This window comes from Massilia varians (assembly GCF_027923905.1).
In the GTDB taxonomy this organism is placed as follows: domain Bacteria; phylum Pseudomonadota; class Gammaproteobacteria; order Burkholderiales; family Burkholderiaceae_D; genus Telluria; species Telluria varians_B.
In genome coordinates this window covers 3,760,243-3,780,187 of record NZ_AP026966.1, presented here as the reverse complement: position 1 = coordinate 3,780,187, position 19,945 = coordinate 3,760,243, and the positions used below count along the sequence as shown (strand labels likewise).

13 protein-coding genes are annotated in these 19,945 nt (G+C 70.4%); 5 read left to right on the top strand and 8 right to left on the bottom strand.

Going from position 1 to position 19,945, the window contains the following annotated elements:
• Positions 1 to 228: 228 nt before the first annotated feature.
• Positions 229 to 2,151, top strand: coding sequence for an alkaline phosphatase family protein (locus MasN3_RS16955; protein WP_281908755.1), 1,923 nt, complete (start codon positions 229 to 231; stop codon positions 2,149 to 2,151).
• 1 nt (position 2,152) lies between these two features.
• Here the strand turns inward: MasN3_RS16955 and MasN3_RS16950 are convergent, their stop codons facing one another.
• Genes MasN3_RS16950 through MasN3_RS16940 form a run of 3 tightly spaced genes read right to left on the bottom strand, consistent with a single transcriptional unit; the run spans position 2,153 to position 6,583 of the window.
• Positions 2,153 to 4,570: an ABC transporter permease gene (locus MasN3_RS16950; protein ID WP_281908753.1), complete on the bottom strand. Its 2,418-nt coding sequence runs from the start codon at positions 4,568 to 4,570 to the stop codon at positions 2,153 to 2,155.
• Positions 4,571 to 4,576: 6 nt separating this feature from the next.
• On the bottom strand, positions 4,577 to 5,257 hold the full coding sequence (locus tag MasN3_RS16945; RefSeq protein ID WP_281908751.1) for an ABC transporter ATP-binding protein: 681 nt from the start codon (positions 5,255 to 5,257) through the stop codon (positions 4,577 to 4,579).
• A 30-nt stretch (positions 5,258 to 5,287) separates the two neighbouring features.
• Positions 5,288 to 6,583, bottom strand: coding sequence for an efflux RND transporter periplasmic adaptor subunit (locus MasN3_RS16940; RefSeq protein WP_281908749.1), 1,296 nt, complete (start codon positions 6,581 to 6,583; stop codon positions 5,288 to 5,290).
• Between the two features lie 215 nt (positions 6,584 to 6,798).
• Here MasN3_RS16940 and MasN3_RS16935 point away from each other — a divergent pair, with 215 nt between their 5' ends.
• Positions 6,799 to 8,169, top strand: a complete 1,371-nt coding sequence (locus MasN3_RS16935) for a sigma-54-dependent transcriptional regulator (RefSeq protein WP_281908748.1) — start codon at positions 6,799 to 6,801, stop codon at positions 8,167 to 8,169.
• Positions 8,159 to 9,412, top strand: a complete 1,254-nt coding sequence (locus MasN3_RS16930) for a sensor histidine kinase (protein ID WP_281908747.1) — start codon at positions 8,159 to 8,161, stop codon at positions 9,410 to 9,412. The genes MasN3_RS16935 and MasN3_RS16930 overlap by 11 nt, the downstream gene beginning before the upstream one ends.
• Here MasN3_RS16930 and MasN3_RS16925 read toward each other — a convergent pair.
• From MasN3_RS16925 to MasN3_RS16915, 3 genes are read right to left on the bottom strand one after another with little or no spacing between them, the layout of a single operon-like run.
• On the bottom strand, positions 9,409 to 9,552 hold the full coding sequence (locus MasN3_RS16925; protein WP_307730369.1) for a helix-turn-helix domain-containing protein: 144 nt from the start codon (positions 9,550 to 9,552) through the stop codon (positions 9,409 to 9,411). The genes MasN3_RS16930 and MasN3_RS16925 overlap by 4 nt on opposite strands.
• A 32-nt stretch (positions 9,553 to 9,584) precedes the next feature.
• Complete coding sequence (locus MasN3_RS16920; protein ID WP_281908745.1) at positions 9,585 to 9,989, bottom strand: hypothetical protein; 405 nt, start codon at positions 9,987 to 9,989, stop codon at positions 9,585 to 9,587.
• A 27-nt stretch (positions 9,990 to 10,016) separates the two neighbouring features.
• The gene (locus MasN3_RS16915; protein ID WP_281908743.1) at positions 10,017 to 10,346 is read right to left on the bottom strand and encodes a hypothetical protein; all 330 of its coding nucleotides are present in this window, start codon (positions 10,344 to 10,346) and stop codon (positions 10,017 to 10,019) included.
• Between the two features lie 205 nt (positions 10,347 to 10,551).
• On the opposite strand from MasN3_RS16915, the gene MasN3_RS16910 reads away from it, so the two are divergent.
• Positions 10,552 to 14,343 (top strand): PAS domain-containing protein, encoded by a 3,792-nt coding sequence (locus MasN3_RS16910; protein WP_281908742.1) that lies wholly within the window; start codon positions 10,552 to 10,554, stop codon positions 14,341 to 14,343.
• Positions 14,344 to 14,477: 134 nt separating this feature from the next.
• On the opposite strand, the gene MasN3_RS16905 is transcribed toward MasN3_RS16910, so the two are convergent.
• Both MasN3_RS16905 and MasN3_RS16900 read right to left on the bottom strand, forming a co-directional pair.
• Positions 14,478 to 17,330 (bottom strand): PAS domain S-box protein, encoded by a 2,853-nt coding sequence (locus MasN3_RS16905; RefSeq protein ID WP_281908741.1) that lies wholly within the window; start codon positions 17,328 to 17,330, stop codon positions 14,478 to 14,480.
• A 70-nt stretch (positions 17,331 to 17,400) separates the two neighbouring features.
• On the bottom strand, positions 17,401 to 17,871 hold the full coding sequence (locus tag MasN3_RS16900; RefSeq protein WP_281908740.1) for a MarR family winged helix-turn-helix transcriptional regulator: 471 nt from the start codon (positions 17,869 to 17,871) through the stop codon (positions 17,401 to 17,403).
• A 137-nt stretch (positions 17,872 to 18,008) separates the two neighbouring features.
• Between MasN3_RS16900 and MasN3_RS16895 the strand changes: the two genes are divergently transcribed.
• Positions 18,009 to 19,937 (top strand): glycosyltransferase family 2 protein, encoded by a 1,929-nt coding sequence (locus tag MasN3_RS16895; protein ID WP_281908737.1) that lies wholly within the window; start codon positions 18,009 to 18,011, stop codon positions 19,935 to 19,937.
• The last annotated feature ends 8 nt before the right edge of the window (positions 19,938 to 19,945 follow it).

The following is a 19,945-nucleotide window of genomic DNA, read 5'->3' as shown; positions in this document are numbered from 1 at the left end:
TCTCCTTGCTGTGTGGACTGTCATCCTAGCGCAATGCGCCGCAGGCAAGCGCTTGATACCGCCCGGCATTGTCCGGGCCGGCGGCGGGGCACACCGGCTGCTGCCGTGCCGAAGCCCCACGAGGGTGTCTGCTACACTGATTCGTTCATTCAACCCGCTCAGCCTAGTCGCCGATTGATCCAGCCACCTGCCTCCGAGAGCCTGCCGCCCGTCCTCGCCGGCCCTGTCTTGCGCCGCCTCGAACCGGGCCGTCTGGTGTTATGGCTGGTCGGCAGCGCGCCACTCGACCTGGTGCTGGTGCTGGCGCCGGCAAGCGGCGCGCCCCGGCACCTGCCGCTGGACGCGCGCCGCTGCCGCATGATCCGGGTCGGCCGCCACGCCTGGGTGCACTTGATCGATGTCGCGCTGTCCGAGCCGCTGCCGCAGGACAGCATCATCGACTATGACTTGCTCCTTGCGCAGGGCGATGGCATCGAGGCCGGCATCGCGCAATGGGCGCCGCACCTGCTGCATGCCGGCGCCACGCGGCCGAACCTGGTGCTGCGCAGCCGCAGCGACAATATCCTGTTCGGCTCCTGCCGCAAGCCGCACCATCGCGCGCGCGACGGCTTGGCGCGCGCCGACGCCTTGCTGGCCGGGCACGTCGGCCAGGCCGAGGAGCGCCCTGCCATGCTGATGCTATGCGGTGACCAGGTGTATGTGGACGACGTGGCCGGTCCGATGCTGGCGGCGATCCACGCGCTGATCGGGCGCCTGGGCCTGTATGGCGAATGCCTCGAAGGCGCGGTGGTCGCCGACAGCGATGCGCTGTACCGCCATCCGGCCAGCTACTACCGGCGCGAAGAGCTGCTGCCCGCGGTCAAGTCCAACGATGCGCTGCGCGACCGCTTCTTTGGCGGCAGCGAAAAGCCGATCTTCACCACCGCCAATGCGCACAACCACCTGGTGACCCTGGCCGAGGTGATGGCCATGTACCTGCTGGTCTGGTCGCCCGTGCCGTGGCGCCTGGTGGCGGATGCGGCCGCGCCGCCACTGACGCCCAGGCAGGCGCAGCGCTGGCGGCGCGAGTCCGAGGCGCTGGCGGGATTCCGGCACGATCTGCCCGGCTGCGCGCGATTGCTGGCGCACGTGCAGACCCTGATGATCTTCGACGACCACGACATCACCGACGACTGGAACCTGTCGGCCAAGTGGGAAAGCACCGCTTACGGGCACCCGTTCTCGCGCCGCATCGTCGGCAATGCGCTGGTCGCCTACATGCTGTGCCAGGGCTGGGGCAACCGCCCGGAGGTATTCGCGGCGGCGCTGGACGACTTGGCGGCGCTGACCGCCACGGCGGCGGACGACGGGCGGCTCGACGCGCCCAGGCAGGACGCGCTGGTCAAGCGCCTGCTGCGTTTTCGCCAGTGGGATGTCGTGCTGCGGACCACGCCCACGATCATCGTGCTCGATACCCGCACCCGGCGCTGGCGCAACCGGCGCCGGCCCGGCCATCCGTCGGGCCTGATGGATTGGGAGGCCTTGAGCGAGCTGCAGCACGAACTGCTGGACGAAAGCGCCGCCGTCATCGTCTCGCCGACGCCCATGTTCGGGGTCAAGCTGATCGAGGTGGTGCAGCGGATCGCCACCTTTCTCGGTGCGGCCCTGACCGTCGACGCCGAGAACTGGATGGCGCATCGCGGCGCGGCCAACAGCATGTTGAATATCTTTAGTCATTCGCGCACCCCGGGCAACTACGTGGTGCTGTCGGGCGACGTGCACTATTCCTTTGCCTACGACGTCGAGGTGCGCGACTCGGATCGCGTGCCCCATGTCTGGCAGATCACCAGCAGTGGCATCAAGAACGAATTCCCGCGCCGCCTGCTGGACTGGCTCGATCGCTTGAACCGCTGGCTGTATGCGCCGCGCTCGCCGCTGAACTGGTTCACCAAGCGCCGCGACCTGGTGTTCACGCCGCACCTCCCGGACCAGCGCCAGGAGGGCGAGCGCGTCTGGAACGGCGCCGGCATCGGCCAAGTGTGGCTCGACGCGCAAGGACGGCCGGTCCGCATCGTGCACCACAACGCCGATGGCAGGCCGTCGACCAGGTTCCTGGCGCCGGAGCAGGGAGCGTCCCTTGCGGTCGCTACCGAGACCGCAAGGAAACACTGACTTATTCGCGCAGTGCCTGCGCCGGGCGGATCTGCATCGCCGCCAGCGCATGGCGGGCGGTCGACCCGGTCGCCACGACCGCGGCCACGAGCAGGGCCGCGCTCACGGTCCAGGCCCCGATCGGCGCCTGCTCGGTGAAGCCGGCCAGGTAGCGCTGCACCGCCACGAAGGCGATCGGCAGGCTGACCAGGGCGCCGATGCCGATCAAGACCACGAACTCGCGCGCCACCAGGCGGCCGATGGCGGCGTGGCCGGCGCCGTACAGCTTGCGCAAGACGATCTCGCGCGCCTTGCGCTGCACACTGTAGGCGGCCAGCACGTAGATGCCGAAGGCGGCAATCGCCGTGGCGATCACGCTCGAGGCTCCCAGGAGCTTGGCCAGGCGCAGGTCGTCCGCATAGCCGGCGGCGAACAGGGCGGACATGCGCTGCACGTCCAGCACGTCGTTCGGGAAGTAGCGCGGCCACAGTTCCTCGATGGCGCGCTGCACCGCCGCGCCGTCCTGTTCGGCGCGCACGGTAAACACGCCGCTGCGCTCGCCCAGGAAGTAGACCGTGGCCTGCATCTCCTCGTGCGCCGAGCGGTGGCGCAGGTTCGGCGCCACGCCCACCACCTGCATCGTGTCCTCGCCGCCCGGCGTGCGGATGAACTTGCCGACCGCATCCTGGGCGCTGGCGAAACCGAACTTGCGCGCCCCCGCTTCGTTGATGACGATCTTGTTCTCGTCTTCCAGCTTGTCGCGCGTGGGCTCATACAGGCGGCCGGCGGCCGGCTTGATTCCGTAGACGCCGAAGAATTCGGGACTGACCCGGGCCCAGTGGATCTCGATCGGGCTGCCGCCGTCGCGCTGCAGCGCGGTGCTGTTGAAGTTGACGGTCACCGGCGCGTCGCTCACCGCCACGCCGGACACGCCCGGCAGGCGCGCCAGCGCGTCGCGGAAGGCACGCACGTTGGCGCTGCGCATGTCGTCGGCGGTCGGCACGATCAGGAGCGGCGCCGGGTCGAAGCCCGGATCGAGGCTGCTGGCATAGCGGGTCTGCCAGGCCACGGCCAGGGTCAGGCTGGTCAGGCCCATGGCGGTGGCGAACTGCAGCACCGTGAGCACGCGCCGCAGGCGCAGCCCGCCCACGGTCTCGCTGTTGCCGCGGCCGGCCAGGGCCGCGGTGGGGCGCACCTTGATGGCCGACCAGGCCGGATAGGCGCCGGCCAGCAGGCCGACCAGCACGCCAAGCAGCAGGCCGAGGCCGATCGACACGGGGGTGAACATCCGGTCGAGCTTGCGCTGCACCAGGTCGGAGAACACCGGCAGCAGCAGCCAGGCCAGCAGCAGGCCGATCGCGGTGGCGACCAGGCACACCAGCACCGACTCGGCCAGGAAATGCCGGCTGACCGTGCCGGTGCTGGCGCCGAGCACCTTGCGCACCGCGATCTCGCGCTGGCGCCGCACCGTGCGCACGGTGGCCAGGTTGACGTAGTTGGTGGCGGCCAGCACCAGGATCAGCACCCCCACCGCGGCCAGGCCGAAGATGGTCTTGCGGTCGCCGTGGATCGGCGAAGGAAACTTGATCAAGGGGTCGAGGTAGGCGTCGCTCAAGGGACCGAGGCGGAAGTCGAGCAGGTCGCGGCCGCCCAGCGAGGCCACCTGCTCGGGACTCATGCGCTGGTAGAAGCTGGAGGCCAGCATGGCGCGCCGCACGGAATCGAGCACGGTCTGCTGGCTGGCGCCGGGCAGCAGCTTGACGTAGACGCCGCCGTGCGAGGAACCCCAGTTGGTGGTGACCAGCTGCCGGTATTCCGGCTTCCAGATCGCGGTCTTGATGCCTGCCAGCGCGGCGAAGGGCAGGACCGTGGCGGCCGGCGGGTCTTCCAGCACGGCGGCCACGCGGTAGGGCTGGCCCGCCACCTGCACGGTCTTGCCGACGGCGTCATCGCGGCCGAACAGCCTGGTGGCGGTTTCGCGGCTCAAGGCCAGCGCATCGGGCCGCGCCAGCGCTTCGGCCAGGTTGCCGGCCGCGACGGGCGGATTGATGATGCGGCGGAAGTCGGGGTCGACCACGGTCAGGCTGATGGTCTGCACCTGGCCACCGACGCGCACGTCGATGTCGCTCTCGATGAAGGCGCTGGCCAGTACCGGTGCGCCGCTGGCGACCACGGCGTCGCGCGCCGGCAGGCTGGAGGTGTCGCTCCAATGGCCGCTCGCGCTGGCGGTATTCCACTTCTGCATGAGACGGTAGACCTGTTCGCGCTGAGGCACGTGGCGGTCGTAGGATAGGGAATGGGCGACGTAGCCGAGCAGCAGGAAGCAGGCGGCGAAGCCGACGGCCAGGCCCAGCACCACCACCGCCGAATACGCCGGCTCCTTGACCAGGAGGCGCCAGCCGATGCGGAAATCACGCAATGCGTCACGCAAGATCATCATCGCTCCTCATGCCGCCTGCAGCGCGTCGACCACCACGCGGCCGTCCACCAGGTGCAGGGTGCGCGAGGCCTGGGCGGCGTGGGCCGGCGAGTGGGTCACCATGACCACGGTGGTGCCTTCCTGATTGATGTTGCGCAGCAGGCGCATCACTTCGTCGCCGTGGGCCGTGTCCAGGTTGCCGGTGGGCTCGTCGGCGAGCAGCATGCTCGGCTCGGCCACCAGCGCGCGCGCGATCGCCACGCGCTGCTGCTGGCCGCCCGAGAGCTGCGATGGGCGGTGCCTGGCGCGGTGCGCCACCCCCAGGCGTTCGAGCATGGCCTCGACCCGGCGGCGGCGCTCGGCGGCCGCGGTGCCGGTGTATTCCAGCGCCAGTTCGACGTTCTCGTAGACGCTCAGCTCCTCGATCAGGTTGAAGCTCTGGAAGATGAAGCCGACCCGTCCGCGCCGCAGCGCGTTCAGGCGCGCCTCGCTCCAGCCGGCCACGTTCTGGCCCTCGAAGAAGTAGTCGCCTTCGTTCGGCACGTCAAGCAGGCCGAGCACGCTCAGCAGGGTGGACTTGCCGCAGCCGGACGGGCCGGTGATGGCGACGTATTCCCCGGCCGCGATGTCGAGGTCGACGCGGTCGAGGGCGCGGGTCTGCACTTCGCCCGCCTGGTGGATCTTGGAGACGCCCCGGAGTTTCAGCATGGTGCTTCCTTTCTGTTTTTCTGTCACTGCTTAGTGGTTGATCTGCAGCTGCTCGGCCTTGCCGAACGGCCCGTAACTGGAAATGACGACCTGCTCGCCCGCGCTCAGGCCGGACAGGACCTCGACGTGGCTGTTGTTGCGCCGGCCCAGGCGCACCGGGCGCTTCTCGGCGCGGCCGCTGGCCCGGTCGACCACGAAGACCCAGGCGCCGCCGTTGTCGTTCATGAACGCACCCGTCGGCAGCAGCAGGGCCTGGGCCGGCTGGCCCAGGGTCAGCTGCGCGTCCAGGCTCTGGCCCGGGCTGATCACGGCCGGCTGCTCCCCCGTAAACACCATCTCGGCGGTGAAGCGGCCTTCCCGGATCTGCGGGAATACCGCGCTCACCTTCAAGGGATAGACCTTGCCGTCCTGGGTGACGCTGCCGGCCAGGCCGCGCGTCACCCGGCTCAGGTAGAACTCGTCGACCTGCAGGGACAGCTTGAAGCGCTTGGGGTCGTCGATGCGGCCGATGTTCTGGTTCGGTTGCACGGTCTGGCCGACCTGCAGGCGGAAGTCGGTCAGCATGCCGGCCGCCGGCGCCCGCACCGCCAGCGCATCGACGGTGGCGCTGACCAGCTGCAGGCCGGAGGCGAAGCCGTCGATCGCGGTTTCCATCTGCTGCAGGCCGCGCTGGCGCACCCGCTCCTCGGTGTCGAAGCGGCGCTGTTCGTTCTCCAGCGTGCGACGCTGCTGGGCCAGCTGGTCGGCGGACTCTTCCAGCGCCACCGCCGAAATGAAGCCCTGCTGGGCCAGGCGGCTGTTGCGCGCATGCTGCTTCTCGGCCTGCTGCACCGCGAATTCGGCATCCGAGAGACGGCGCCGGTGTTCGCTGCGGCTGGTTTCCTGGGCCACCCGCAGGTTGGCCAGGTTCGAGATCTGCTGCGCCTGTTCGGCCTGGCGCTCCAGCAGCGCCAGGTTGCGCAGCGGATTGGACAGCCGGAACAGCAGCTGGCCCTTGTCGACCGCCTGGCCGTCCTCCACCAGCACTTCCTCGACGCGGCCCGATTCGACCGAGTCGAGCATGATGGAATTGAGCGGCTGCGCGGTGGCGCGCACCACGATGTCGTCGCGGAAGATGCCGGTGGCGGCGCTAGCGACGCGCACGTCGGCACTGTCCACCTGCAGGCCGTGCGGCATGAAGTGCCAGGCGCCGGCGCCGAAGGCGGCCAGCAGCGCCAGGGTCACGCCGGCGTGCACATACAGCTTGCCGCGGCGCCTGGGCACCACGACGTCCATGGCGGCGCCGGTGACGGCCTGGGCCTGGGCTTGGGGAGGGAGTCGGTCCATATGGTTCTGTGTTCGAGACTGCGGGTTGAAATGCCCCAGTCTTCGCAACTTCCGTGCCACCCCGGTTTTGCGGCCTGGCGGACGGTTTTCGGGCAAGAGTGTCCGGATCCGGACAGGTATGCATGTTCGCAGCCGGACAGGTGTCCGGCGGCCTGTCCACCGCGCCGATTGGCGCTGCTAGAATGCGATTCCGTCATGACTGCCCACGCTCACGAATGTCCCCTTCGACCACCTCCATCCTGATCCTCGACGACGACGAGGACGTCGCCTGCGCCGCGCAGATGCTGCTGCGCCGGCGCCACGGAAAAGTGGCGACGCTGGGCGATCCGCGCGCGCTCGATGCGGTGCTGGCGGGCGGCGTGCCCGAGCTGGTGCTGCTCGACCTGAACTTCACCCCCGGCCGCATCGACGGCGCCGAGGGACTGGCGGTGCTGGACCGCCTGCGCGCGCTGCCGCGTCCGCCCGGCGTGATCGCGCTGACGGCCTACGCCGACGTTCCGCTGGCGGTCGAGGCGCTCAAGCGCGGCGCCAGCGACTTCATCACCAAGCCCTGGGACAACGCGCGCCTGGCGGCGGCGGTCGACGGCGCCCTGGCGCGCCACGCCGCCACCGCGCCTGCGGATGCGCCGGCCGGCGCCACTGCCGGCTCGCCGCTGATGGGCGACTCCGGCCCGATGCGCGAACTGCGCGCCATGATCGCCGCGGTCGCCCCGACCGAGGCCAACGTGATGGTGCTGGGCGAGAACGGCGTGGGCAAGGAACTGGTGGCGCGCGCCATCCATGCGGCCTCGAAGCGCAGCGGGGAAACCTTTCTCGCCGTGGACATGGGCGCGCTGCCCGAAGCGACGTTCGAAAGCGAACTGTTCGGCCACCGCAAGGGCTCTTTCACCGACGCCAGGGCCGACCGCGCCGGGCGCTTCCAGGCCGCGCGCGGCGGCACCCTGTTCCTCGACGAGATCGGCAACATGCCGCTCGGCGCCCAGGCCAAGCTGCTCACCGCGCTGGAGCGGCGCGAAGTCACGCCCCTGGGGGCGGACCGGGCCGAGCCGATCGACGTGCGCATCGTCAGCGCCACCAACCTGGAGGAAGCCCGCCTGTTCGATGCGGCGGTGTTCCGGCCCGACCTGCTGTTCCGCCTGAACACCATCGTGCTGCGGGTGCCGCCGCTGCGCGAGCGGCGCGACGACATCCCCCAGCTGCTGCACCATTACCTGTCGCTGTACGAAGCCCAGTACGGCCGCCCGGTGCGCGAGCTGGCCCCGCATGCGCTGTACGCCTTGTGCGCCTGGCCCTGGCCCGGCAATGTGCGCGCGCTGCGCCATGCCTGCGAGCGCGCGGTCATTCTGGCGGCGCAGCCGGAATACCGCTTCGAGGACTTCGGACTGGCGGCGCCGGCTGCGCCTGCCGCCGCCGCGCCGGCCGTGGAAGCGCCGGCACGGACCGGCGGCTTCAGCCTCGGGGCGCTGGAACGCGAGACCATCGCCGCCGCCCTCGACAAGGCCAAGGGCAACATCAGCCTGGCCGCGCGCATGCTGGGCCTGAGCCGCGCCGCGCTGTACCGCAAGCTGGGCAAGCATGGCTTCTAGGCCGCGGGAAGGGCAGCTCAAGGCCGCCGTCCTGCTGTGCCTGGCGGGCGTCGCCGTGCTGGCCTTCGGCGCCGGCATGGTCCACGATGCACCGCGCCTGGTGGTGCTGTGCGCCCTGACGGCGCTGCCCCTGCTGTGGACGCTGTGGGGCTGCCTCGGCCGTCTCGCCATGCTGCGCCACCCCAGGCCGCCCGAACCGAAGGCCGTCCTCAGCATCGAACAGCAGCACCTGGTCGACAATGCGCTGGCGCTGGAGACCAGCCTGGAGCACGCGCCGATCGCGCTGTTTCGCATCGAGGGCGCGGGCGAGGACTGCGCGGCTGCGCGGGTCCAGCCGCTCAATGGCAATGCGCGCAAGCTGGTCGCGCCCGGCCGCGCCGTCGAACCGGCCGCGCTCTACCGCCAGCTGGCCGGCCAGCCGGGCGAGCGCCGCAGCATGATCCAGTTCGAGACCGAGCGCGGGGCCGAGCGCGCGCTGTTGGCAGTGTCCGAACTGGCGCTGCAGGGAAGAAGCCAGCGCCTGGCCGCCCTGATGCCGGTCGAGAGCGAGCTGGAAGCGGAAGCGCTGAACGCCTGGCGCCAGCTGGTGCACGTGCTGACCCATGAGATCATGAATTCGCTCACGCCGGTGGCGTCGCTGTCGCGCACCGCACGCGACATGCTGGACGAGGTGCGCGAGGCGCTGCCGCAGGATGTCGCCCACGATCTGGTCACCGCGCTCGACGCCATCAGCCGGCGCGCCGACAGCCTGGCCGATTTCGTGGCCAGCTACCGCAGCCTGTCGAACGTGCCGGCCGCACGGCCGGAACGCATCCAGCTTGCCGCCCTGTTCGAGCGGGTGCGCGCGCTGGTCGCCCCCGCCTGGCGCGCGCACGGCGGCCAGGTCCGGTTCTCGGTCGAGCCGAGCACGCTCGAGCTGGTGGCCGACCCGGGGCAACTGGAACAGGCCTTGATCAACCTGCTCAAGAATGCCTTCGAGGCCAGCGCCGGCCTCGACCGGGCGGGAGCGCGCGTCAGCGCCCGCCTGGTGCGCGGCGGCCGCCTGCGCATCGAAGTGGCGGACGACGGCCCCGGCGTGCCGCCCGAACTCGTCAAGCACATCTTCACGCCTTTCTTCACGACCAAGAAGCAGGGCGGCGGCATCGGGCTGGCGATGGTGCGCCACCTGGTCCACGAGAACGGCGGCACGGTGCGCTATGCGCGGCCGCCGGGGCAGGGCGCGCGCTTCGTCATCAGCTTCTAGCCGCGGCCGTCATCCGTGAAGTAGCGCGACGGCGTGCTGCCGAAGGTCTTCCTGAACATGGTCGTGAAGGCCGACTGGCTGGCGTAGCCGAGCTGCTGCGCCACCTGCCACAGCGGCATGCCGCGCGCGGCAGCACCCATGCGCGCCGGGCCGGCACCGCGGAGCAGTCTGCCTAAGCCGGTCCCAGCCGTGCGGCCGCGGGCCGATGCTGCGGGCCGTCCAGTTGGGGCGCGTCCAGCGCGGGATCCAGCTGCGGTTCCGCCAGCAGCGCGCCGGCGTCGCGCACGATCGAGAGCATGGTGCGCACGCAGGCCAGGGTCGGCACTCCGGTATGGGCGTCCGCCCCCTTGGCATAGGCGCGCGCGATGCGGGTCGCGACCGGCGCCCCGCCGGGCACCTGCTCGCGGTACAGGCGGATCAGGGTGACCACCGTCTCGTGCAGCATGTGCTGGGCGCCGCGCGCGATATTGCGTCCGTTGCCGGTCTCGCGCACCGAGTCGGCGACGATCTGTTCGAGCTGGCGTTCGGCCCTGCCGACGAGCATGGCGACCTGGCCGGGGGTATAGGTGATACGCATGCGTCTACCTCGTCTTCCGTGTTGAATTCATGCCGCCCCCTTGGCGACCGAGCCCGCCCGCGGCATCACCCGCGATGGCCGTACGCGCGGCGGCGGCGGGGGCGGGGCGAAAGGCCGGATCTGGGTCAGGGTGCCGGGGAAGGGCGCCACCGTGTCGTCGATCTGGTGGCCTTCGCCCACGGCGCCTTGCAGGAACTGGGCAATCGCGATTCTGACAAGCGTGCGGTTGGTGAGTTCGGACGTCAGTCCGACTTTTCGGCTGTGGTACAGGTAGGTCGAGGTCACGCCGTCCGGTCCCGTGATCTCGACCTTTTTCGGCAGCGAAAAGCCGTAACGTCCGCTGGCCCAGAGCTTCACCAGGCACGCGCCGCTGGTTGGGGTAGAAAAGCTGAAGTTCATGCAACAATCCTAATGCCGGCCGCAGGTATGCACGATTCGAAATTGTTCCAAACCGTAACGGACGAAACAATCGTTTCCTCTTGTTACCGATGAGTTGGAAAGCCAGGCAGTGCCTGCCGCGTCGGCTATACTGTCCGGCAACTCAATCCCACCCCATAACGCCATGCTGCCTGTCGATTGCGACAAGCCGATGTCCGCGCCGGCAGCCTTCCTTTCCGGCGGCGGCGAAATGGGCGCGCTGATGCGCGCCCACCGCTGGGCCGCGACCCCGTTGGGCGAACCCGCGGCCTGGCCGGGCGCGCTCCGGACCACGCTGCGCCTGCTCCTGAGCTCGAATCATCCGATGTTCATCTGGTGGGGGCCGGAGCTGATCCAGTTCTACAACGACGCCTACCGCGCCACGCTCGATGACGGGCGCCATCCGGCCGCCCTCGGCCAGCGCGGGCGCGACTGCTGGGAAGAGGCCTGGCCGATCATCGGTCCGCAGATCGAACAGGTGATGGCCGGCGGCGGCGCCACCTGGAACGAGTACCAACGGGTGCCGCTGGTGCGCAATGGCGTGCTGGCCGATGCTTGGTGGACCTACGGCTTCAGCCCGATCGAGGACGAGGCGGGCATTCGCGGCGTGCTGGTCGTCTGCAACGATGTCACCGAAGAGCAGCGCAACCGCGCCGCACTGCTGGAGCTGAACCGACGGCTCGAGGATGAGGCGGCGCAGCGCAGGCAGGCCCAGGCCGAGCTGGCGGCCGCGAAGATGCGCAGCGACGTCGCCCTGGCGGTGTCCGAACACCACCTCGCGCGCAAGCTGGAAGACTGGCAGCAACTCCATGCGATGAGCGAGCGGCTGCTCGAGGCGCCCACGCTGGCCGGGCAGTTCGACATCGTGCTGCGCACGGTCGCCAGCCTGCATGGCTGCGGAAAAGGCGTGGTCTCGCTGTACGACCCCGGCGTGGGCGGCCTGCTTACCCAGGCCAGCCAGGGCCTGGACGCCGCCGGCCTGGCGGCGCTGCGCTGCGTCCTGCCGGGGGCGGGAGCCTGCGGCACCGCGTTCAGCCAGAAGCGGCGGGTCATCGTGGAAGACACCGCAGTCGACCCGATCTACGCCGGGTACCGCGACTTTGCGGCCGAACAGGAAATCAGGGCGCTGTACAGCACCCCCTTCTTCGACAGCGACGGCGCCGCGCTTGGCGTCATCAGCCTGTATTTCGGCGAGGTGCGCGTGCCCGACGAACGCGAGATGCAGCTCACCGACATCTGCGCGCGCCACCTGGCCCCGATCGTCGAGCGCGAGCGCGCCCAGGCGCGGCTGCACCTCGAACAGGAACGCAGCCACCACATCCTGCAGACGCTGCAGGACGGCTTCGTGCTGCTGGACCGGGATTACGTCGTCCTGCAGATCAATGCGGCCGGCGTCGCCATGGATGGCCGGCCCGCCGCCGAGATCGTCGGACGCAGCCATTGGGAGGTCTGGCCGGGTTCGCGGGAGCAGCCCGCCGGCCTGCTGTACCAGCGCGTGATGCGCGAACGGACGCCGCAGTCGCTGCCGCTCGCCTACGAGCGCGGCGGGCAGACGCGCTGGTTCAGCGTGCACGCCTACCCGTACGAGGAAGGCGTCGCCGTGCTCTACCGCGACGTCACCCGCGAGCGCGCCACCGAGCGCGAACTGCAGGCGCTCGCGCGCGAGTCGGAGCAGCGGCGCCGCCTGTACGAGGCCTTCCTGTCGAGCACCCCGGACCTGGCCTATGTGTTCGACCTCCAGCACCGCTTCACCTACGCCAACGAAGTCCTGCTGCAGATGTGGGGCCGCAGCTGGGATGATGCGATCGGCAAGACCTGCCTGGAGCTCGGCTACGAGCCCTGGCACGCCGAGATGCACGGGCGCGAGATCGAGCAGGTGAAAACGACGCGGGCGCCGATCAAGGGCGTGGTGCCCTTCAACGGCACCTTCGGGCGCCGCATGTACGAATACATCTTCGTGCCGGTGCTCGGGCCCGACGGCGAGGTCGAGGCGGTGGCCGGCACCACGCGCGACATTACCGAGCGCCTGCAGTCGGAGCAAGCGATCCGGGAGAACGAAGAGCGCTTCCGTTCGCTGATCGTGGCGACCACCCAGGTGGTATGGCATTGCCGGTCGGACGGCACGATGCAGGCCGATTCCCCGACCTGGCGCGCCTACACCGGCCAGACCTATGAGGAATGGAAAGGCTTCGGCTGGATCGAGGCGGTCCATCCGGGCGAGCGCCCGGCCTTCCTGGCGCGCTGGCGCGACTGCGTCGCACGGCGCCTGCCCTTCGAGCACGAGCAGCGCCTGCGCACCGCCGACGGGCGGCACCGCTGGACGGTGGCGCGCGCGGTGCCGATCTTCGGCCAGGACGGCGCGGTGCGCGAATGGGTCGGCACCACCACCGACATTCACGACCGGCGCCAGGTCGAGCTGGAGCGCCAGCGTTTCGTGACGCTGGCCGAGCGCAGCGAAGATTTCATCGGCATGACCGGGCTCGACCTGAAAATCTTCTACATGAACCCGGCCGCGATGCGGATGGTCGGCGCCGCGACGCGCGAGGAGGCGCTGGCCACCCCGGTGGCGGACTATTTTTTCCCGGAAGACCGCGACTTCATCGCGACGGTCTTCCTGCCGCGCGTCGCGCGCGACGGGCACAGCGAGACCGAAGTGCGGATCCGCCACTTCCGGACCGGCGAGCCGATCTGGATCATCTACACCGTATACGTGATCCGCGACCAGCACGGGGTGCCGGAGGGCTACGCGACCGTCAGCCGCAACATCACCGAGCGCAAGCTTGCCGAGGAACGCCTGCGCCAGGCGACGGTGGACCTGGGCGACGTCAACAACCGCAAGACGCGCTTCCTGGCGACGCTGGCGCACGAACTGCGCAACCCGCTGGCGCCGCTGCGCACCGGCCTGGACCTGATGCAGCTGTCGGGCAGCAGCCCGGAAGCGCTGGCCAGGGCACGCACGATGATGGACCGCCAGTTGCGCCAGATGGTGCGCCTGATCGACGACCTGATGGACATCGCGCGCATCGACAGCGGCAAGATCGAGCTCAAGCGCGAGCGGGTCGCCCTGGCCCAGGTCGTCAATGTCGCCATCGAAGGCGTGATGCCGATGATCGAAGCGGCCGGACACCGGCTGGAGACCGAGCTGCCGGACGAGGCGCTATGGCTGGATGCCGACCCGACCCGCCTGGCCCAGGTGCTGACCAACCTGCTCACCAACGCCTGCAAGTACACGCCCTCGGGCGGAGTGGTCGCGCTGTCGGCGCGGACCGCGGAACACGGGCAGCTCATCCTCGCGGTGCGCGACAGCGGCATGGGCATCCCCCAGGATGCCCTGGAAAGCGTGTTCGACATGTTCAGCCAGGTGTCGCAGAACATCGGCCGCGCCCAGGGAGGGCTGGGGATCGGCCTGGCGCTGGTACGCAGCCTGGTGCAGATGCATGGCGGCACGATCAAGGCCGCCAGCCCGGGTATCGGGCTCGGCAGTACATTCACGCTGCGGCTGCCGCTGGCGCCACCAGCGCCCGGACGCGCCGCAAGGCCCGGGCGGGCTCCGGCGGGCCGGCATCCGGCACCTGGCCTGCGCGTCCTGGTGGCAGACGACAACGTCGACGCCGCGACCATGCTCGGCGCGGTGCTCGGCGCGCGCGGCCACCGGGTCAGCATGGCGCACGACGGCCGCGCCGCGCTGGCGCTGGCGCGGGAGCGCGCTTTCGACCTCCTGATCCTCGACATCGGCATGCCCGGCCTGTCGGGCTACGAACTGGCGCGCGAGATCCGCAGGCTGCCGCACCTGGACGGCGCGCTGCTGGCCGCGCATACCGGCTGGGGCGCGCAGCACGACCGCAGCGAAGCGCATGCGGCCGGCTTCGACGCCCATCTCACCAAGCCGGCAGGGCTCGAAGAGATCGACGCGCTGCTCGGCCGGCTGGCAAGCTGAGTCCAGGCGCTTCCCTCATTGAACGGCAGGCGGCGACGCCGTGCTCGTGCCCACCTAGGACGCCCCGTCGAACTGCGCCGACGGCGGCGCCAGCGAGAACGGCCCGGCTGGCGCCCTGCATGGAGCGCAAGCGATCAAGCCTGCCTTAATTCCGGGCGCGGCGCGCGTTCGATGATCTCCACCAGCGGCGCCAGGTCCACCGGCTTGACGAAGTGGTGGTCGAAGCCGGCCGTCTTCGCCAGCACCCGGTCGTGGGCCTGACCGTAGCCGGTCAGGGCGAGCAGGGTCGCGGCCGGTCCGCGCTCGCTCGCGCGCAGGCGGTGCGCCAGCGCGTAGCCGTCGATGTCCAGCAGGCCGATGTCGAGGATGAAGACATCCGGCCATTCCTGTTCCGCCCGGGCCAGCGCGTCCTGCGCATCGTGCGCGGTGTCCACCCGATGCCCGAGCGAGCGCAGCACCTCGGCCAGCGACAGGGCCGCGTCGACGTTGTCGTCGACCACCAGGATGCGCCGGCCGGCGCCGGCGCGGAAAGTCGGCGCCGCCTGCGCTTCTGCGGCCGCGCTGCCGGCGCCGCCGTCGACGGTCGGCAGCGTGACGCTGAAGGTGCTGCCCTTGCCCGCCCCGTCGCTGCGGGCGGCGACCCGTCCTCCGTGCAGCTGCACCAGGCTGCGCACCAGCGCCAGCCCCAGGCCGAGCCCGCCCTGAGAGCGGTCGGGAGTGCGCTCGGCCTGGGTGAACAGCTCGAACACGTGCGGCAGGATGGCGCGGTCGATGCCGATGCCGTTGTCGCGCACCGCGATCGTCACCTCCGCCTCGCCGGTCTCCACCGACAGCGCGATGGCGCCGCCCTGGGGCGTGTACTTGGCCGCGTTGCCCAGCAGGTTGACGATCACCTGCACCAGCCGGATGCGGTCGCCGTGCACCCAGCAGCGCTTCGATGCCATGTGCAGCTCGAGCGCGTGGCCGCGCGCTTCGATCAGCGGCCTGGCCTGCTCGACCGCGCTGGCGACGACCGCCTTGAGGTCGACCCGCTCGCGCTCCAGTTCCACCAGGCCGCGCGTCACCCGCGAGACGTCCAGCAGGTCGTCCACCAGCGAGGTCATGTGGCGCACCTGGCGGATGATCACGCCGCTCGACTGGCGCACCCGCTGCGGGTCGAGGGCGGCCATCGAGAGCAGCTGGGCGGCGTTGCTGATCGGCGCCAGCGGGTTGCGCAGTTCGTGCGCGAGCATCGCCAGGAACTCGTCCTTGCGGCGCGCCTGCGCGCGCAACTCTTCCTCCCCGGCCTTCTTGTCGTGGATGTCGGTCAGGGTGCCCATCCAGCGGGTGGCCTTGCCGGCCTGGTCGAGCAGGGGCAGGGCGCGGTTGAGCATCCAGCGGTATTCGCCGGAACGGTGCAGCAGGCGGTGCTCGAGCTCGTAGGGCCGGCCCAGCGCCAGGCTGTCGCGCCAGGTGGCGAGCAGGGCCGGCAGGTCGTCCGGATGAACCACCGCGCCCCAGCCGTTGCCGCCGATGCGCTCGAGCGGCATGCCGGTGAATTCGGTCCAGCGCGCGTTCAGGTAATCGTTGGTGCCGCCCGCGTCGGCCGACCAGGCCAGTTGCGGAATGGCGTCGGCGATCAGGCGGAACTTGGCCTCGCTCTCCATCATCGCCCGCTCCGCCTCGACCTGGGCGGTGATGTCCATGTTGGCCGCCACCGCACCGACCACCGCCCCCTCGCGGTCGTGGATCGCCGCGGCCCGCACCAGGACCGTGCGGCGCGTGCCGGGCTCGCCAAAAGGTTCGATCTCGATGACCCCGGCGGCCTGGGCCTCGCCCTGCAATGCGCGCGCGAGCGGCCACTCGCGCGCCTGGACGCGCTGTCCGGCCCGCGGCGAACCATCCGGCCACCAGCCTTTCCATTCGGCGTACTCGTCGACCTCGCCCGACATCGGGTGGCCCCCCCAGATCTGGCGGTTGGCGGCGTTGGCCACCAGCAGCTGGCCGGCGCTGTCGGCATAGACGATGCCGACCGGCGCGGCGTCGAGCAGCACGTCGAGCCGGCGCGCGCTTTCGTCGGCGCGCCGCGATGCGGCCAGCGCCGCGCGCTCGCTCTCGATGCGAGCCTGCTCGGCGTGCTTGCGCTCGGTGATGTCGACCGCGATGCCGGCGAAGCGGCGGCTCCCGGTATCCGGGTTGGCGAACACCTTGCCGCGGGCGTTGACCCAGACGTCCACGCCGGAGCGCTGCGGAATCCGGTACTCGATGTCGTACAGGGTCTCGGTGAGGATGGCGCGGTCGATCGCCGCCAGCACCCTAGGGCGGTCGGCGGGATGGATCATGTCGGTGAAGCGCACCAGCTCGGTGCCCTCGCGCGCCAGCGCGGCGTCGACCTGGAACAGGCGCGCGAAGCGTTCGTCCACATAGGTGGCGGCGGTGTCCAGGTCGTAGGACCAGGTACCGATGTTGCCCGAGGCTTCGAGCGACAGGGCCAGGTGTTCTTCCGCTTCCTTGTGCCTGGCCAGCGCGCGCACCTTGTCGCTGACCTCGATGGCCGTGCACAGCAGGCCGCACACCTGGCCCTGGTCGTCGCGCAGCGGGTTGTAGGAGAAGGTGAACCAGGCCTGCTCGCGGTAGCCATGGCGTTCCAGCGTGGCGCCGAAATTCTCGAAAAAGAAGGACTCGCCCGCCTGCACGCGCTCGGCATACGGGCCGACCGCCTCCCACACCTCGTTCCAGACCTCGGCCAGCGGCCGGCCCAGCGCGTCGGCGGACTTGTTGCCGAGCAGGGGCTGGTAGGCGTCGTTGTAGAACAGCTCCAGCCGCGGGCCCCAGGCCAGGAAGGTCGGGAAGGACGAGCTCAGCACGATGCCGAGCGTGGTGCGCAGGGCTGCCGGCCAGGCGCTGATCGGTCCGAGCGGGTGGGCGTTCCAGTCGTGCGCGTGGATCCGGGCACCTAGGGCGCCGCCGTTCGACAGGAAGGCTAGCGTGGGTTCGGTAGGGGGCACGGCAGTCGGCGCGGTGGGAAACCGGTGATTTTACTGGAAAAAATGGCAAGTGCCGCGCCCGCTACGCCCTTCAGTCGGGTTCGGCCGGCGCCGCTTCGCCGGCTTGGTGCAGGCCGCTGTCGACCACGGCGCGCATGCTTGCCAGCAGCTGGGCGCCGCGCTCCGCGCCGAACTGCTGGTCGAAGCGGGCCTGGGCGCGGCGCCAGGCGGGAAGGATGGCCTCGACCTTGTCGCGCCCGAGCCCGGTCAGCTCGACGATGCGCTCGCGTCGGTCCTGCTCGCTGGGGCGCACCTGCACCAGCTGGGCGCGCACCAGGGGCTGCAGGTTGCGCGCCAGCGTGGTGCGGTCCATCACCATGTTCTGGGCCAGCTGGGTCACGCTTGCCGGGCGCGGCCGAAGCCGGGACAGGATCGCGAACTGGGTGACGCGCAGACCCGATCCGGACAGCATCTGGTCGTAGAACGAGGTGACGTAGCGCGAAGCCTGGCGCAGCGCCGAGCAGTAGCACGCGGTATCGGGGAGGGACTGGTCGGGATGCATGCCGCGAGTATAGCCTTGCGGCGCGGCCGCTGCTTGCGTTCAAGGCGGCGCGAGGTCCCGCGCACTGCTGACATGCCGCAAACGCGGCCGGGCGCCGCCTTCCAATCTGGGCAAGCATTTCACAACCGGTCACCCTCATGAGCAGCCAGCCGCCCATCCCCGATTCCCCGCGCGTGAGCGTCATCATGCCCACCTTCGAGCAGGCGGCCTTCATCGGCCGCGCCCTCGACAGCCTGTGGGCGCAAACCTTTACCGATTGGGAGCTCGTCATCGTCGACGACGGCTCCTGCGACGACACCGCCTGCACCCTGGCGCCCTGGCTGGCCGACGTCCGGGTGCGCTACCTGCGCTTCGACAGCAATGGCGGACTGGGTCGGGCCATCAATGCCGGCCTTCACGCCGCCCGCGGCGAACTGCTGGCCTACCTGCCGAGCGACGACGTCTGGTATGCCGAACACCTGGCCCAGCTGGTGGCCTGCCTCGGGCATGCGCCCGGCGCGGTGCTGGCCTATGCCGGCGTGCGCCACCACTACAACCGCAGCGCCGAGGGCCTCGTGCCGGGCGAATGCCTGCAACTGGTCCAGTGCCTGCACCGCCGCACCGCGCTGCGCTGGCGCCAGCGCGCCGAGCTCGAGAGCGACGACCTCGACCGCCTGTTCTGGACCGGGCTGCGCGCGCAGGGCGCCTTCGTGCCGGCCGGTGCGCTCAGTTGCGAGTGGGTCGACCATCCGGGCCAGCGCCACAAACGCATGCGCGAACCGCTCGGGGGCATCAATCCCTTCCGCCAGCACTACCGGGTAGCGGGGCCGCTGCACTTCCACACCAGCACCGGCAACCGCATCGACGAGCAGCGGCTGTATGGGCAGCTGCGCGGCACCCGGCCGCGCGACCCGCGCAAGGGCCGGAAGATCGTGCTGGCCGGCGAACTGGCCTACAACGCCGACCGCGTGTTGGCGCTCGAGGCCCTGGGACACCAGTTGTATGGCTTATGGACGCCGACACCGAGCTGGTTCAATACGGTCGGGCCCCTGCCTTTCGGCCGGGTCGAGGAACTGCCGCGCCACGGCTGGCGCGAGGCGCTGGCGCGCATCGAGCCTGATCTCATCTACGCCCAGCTCAACTGGCAGGCCTTGCCCTTCGCCCACGAGGTGCTGATGCACACCCCGGACATTCCTTTCGTGTGGCATTTCAAGGAAGGCCCCTTCATCTGCATCGAGAAGGGGACCTGGCCGCTGCTGGCCGACCTGGTGCGGCTGGCCGACGGCTGCATCTACAGCAGCCCTGAAATGCGCGACTGGTTCGCTACCGCCGTGCCAGGGCTGCCCGCCAGCTGCTGCGCGCCCCGTCCTGAACACGTGCTCGACGGCGACCTGCCGCGCCGCGCCTGGTTCCTGCAGGCGCGCTCCCCCTTGCTGTCCGGCGCCGGTCCGGGCGCGGGCGGCCAGGTGCACACCGTGGTGCCGGGCCGGCCGATCGGGCTGCATCCGCCCACGGTGGCCGAACTGGCGCGCCACGGCATCCACCTGCATTTCTATGGCGACTTTACGCAGGGCCCAGTGGCGCGAGTGGATAGCGAAGGCCCTGGCGCTGGCGCCGGAACACCTGCACCTGCACCCGAACGTCGACCCCGACGGATGGGTGCGCGAATTTTCCCGGTACGACGCCGGCTGGCTGCACGTGTTTCGCAGCCAGAACGGCGGCGACATCCGGCGCGCCGACTGGGACGACCTGAACATCCCGGCGCGGGTCGCCACCCTGGCCGCGGCCGGGCTGCCGATGATTCAGTTCGACAACGGCGGCGCCATCGTGGCGGCGCAGGCGCTGGCGCGGCGCCTCGGTATCGGGCTGTTCTTCGACAGCATCGAAGGCCTGGCGCGCCAGCTGCACGACTGCGCGGCCATGGCCGCGCTGCGCGAGCGCGTCTGGCAGGTGCGCGACGGGTTCTGTTTCGACGTGCACGCGCCCGCCCTAATGGATTTCTTCGGGCGCGTCATCGCCCATGCCGACAAGCAGGGCCGGGTGCGGGCGGGCACGGCCTTGCGCACCGCGCCAAGGCGAGCACCTGAGCGCGCCC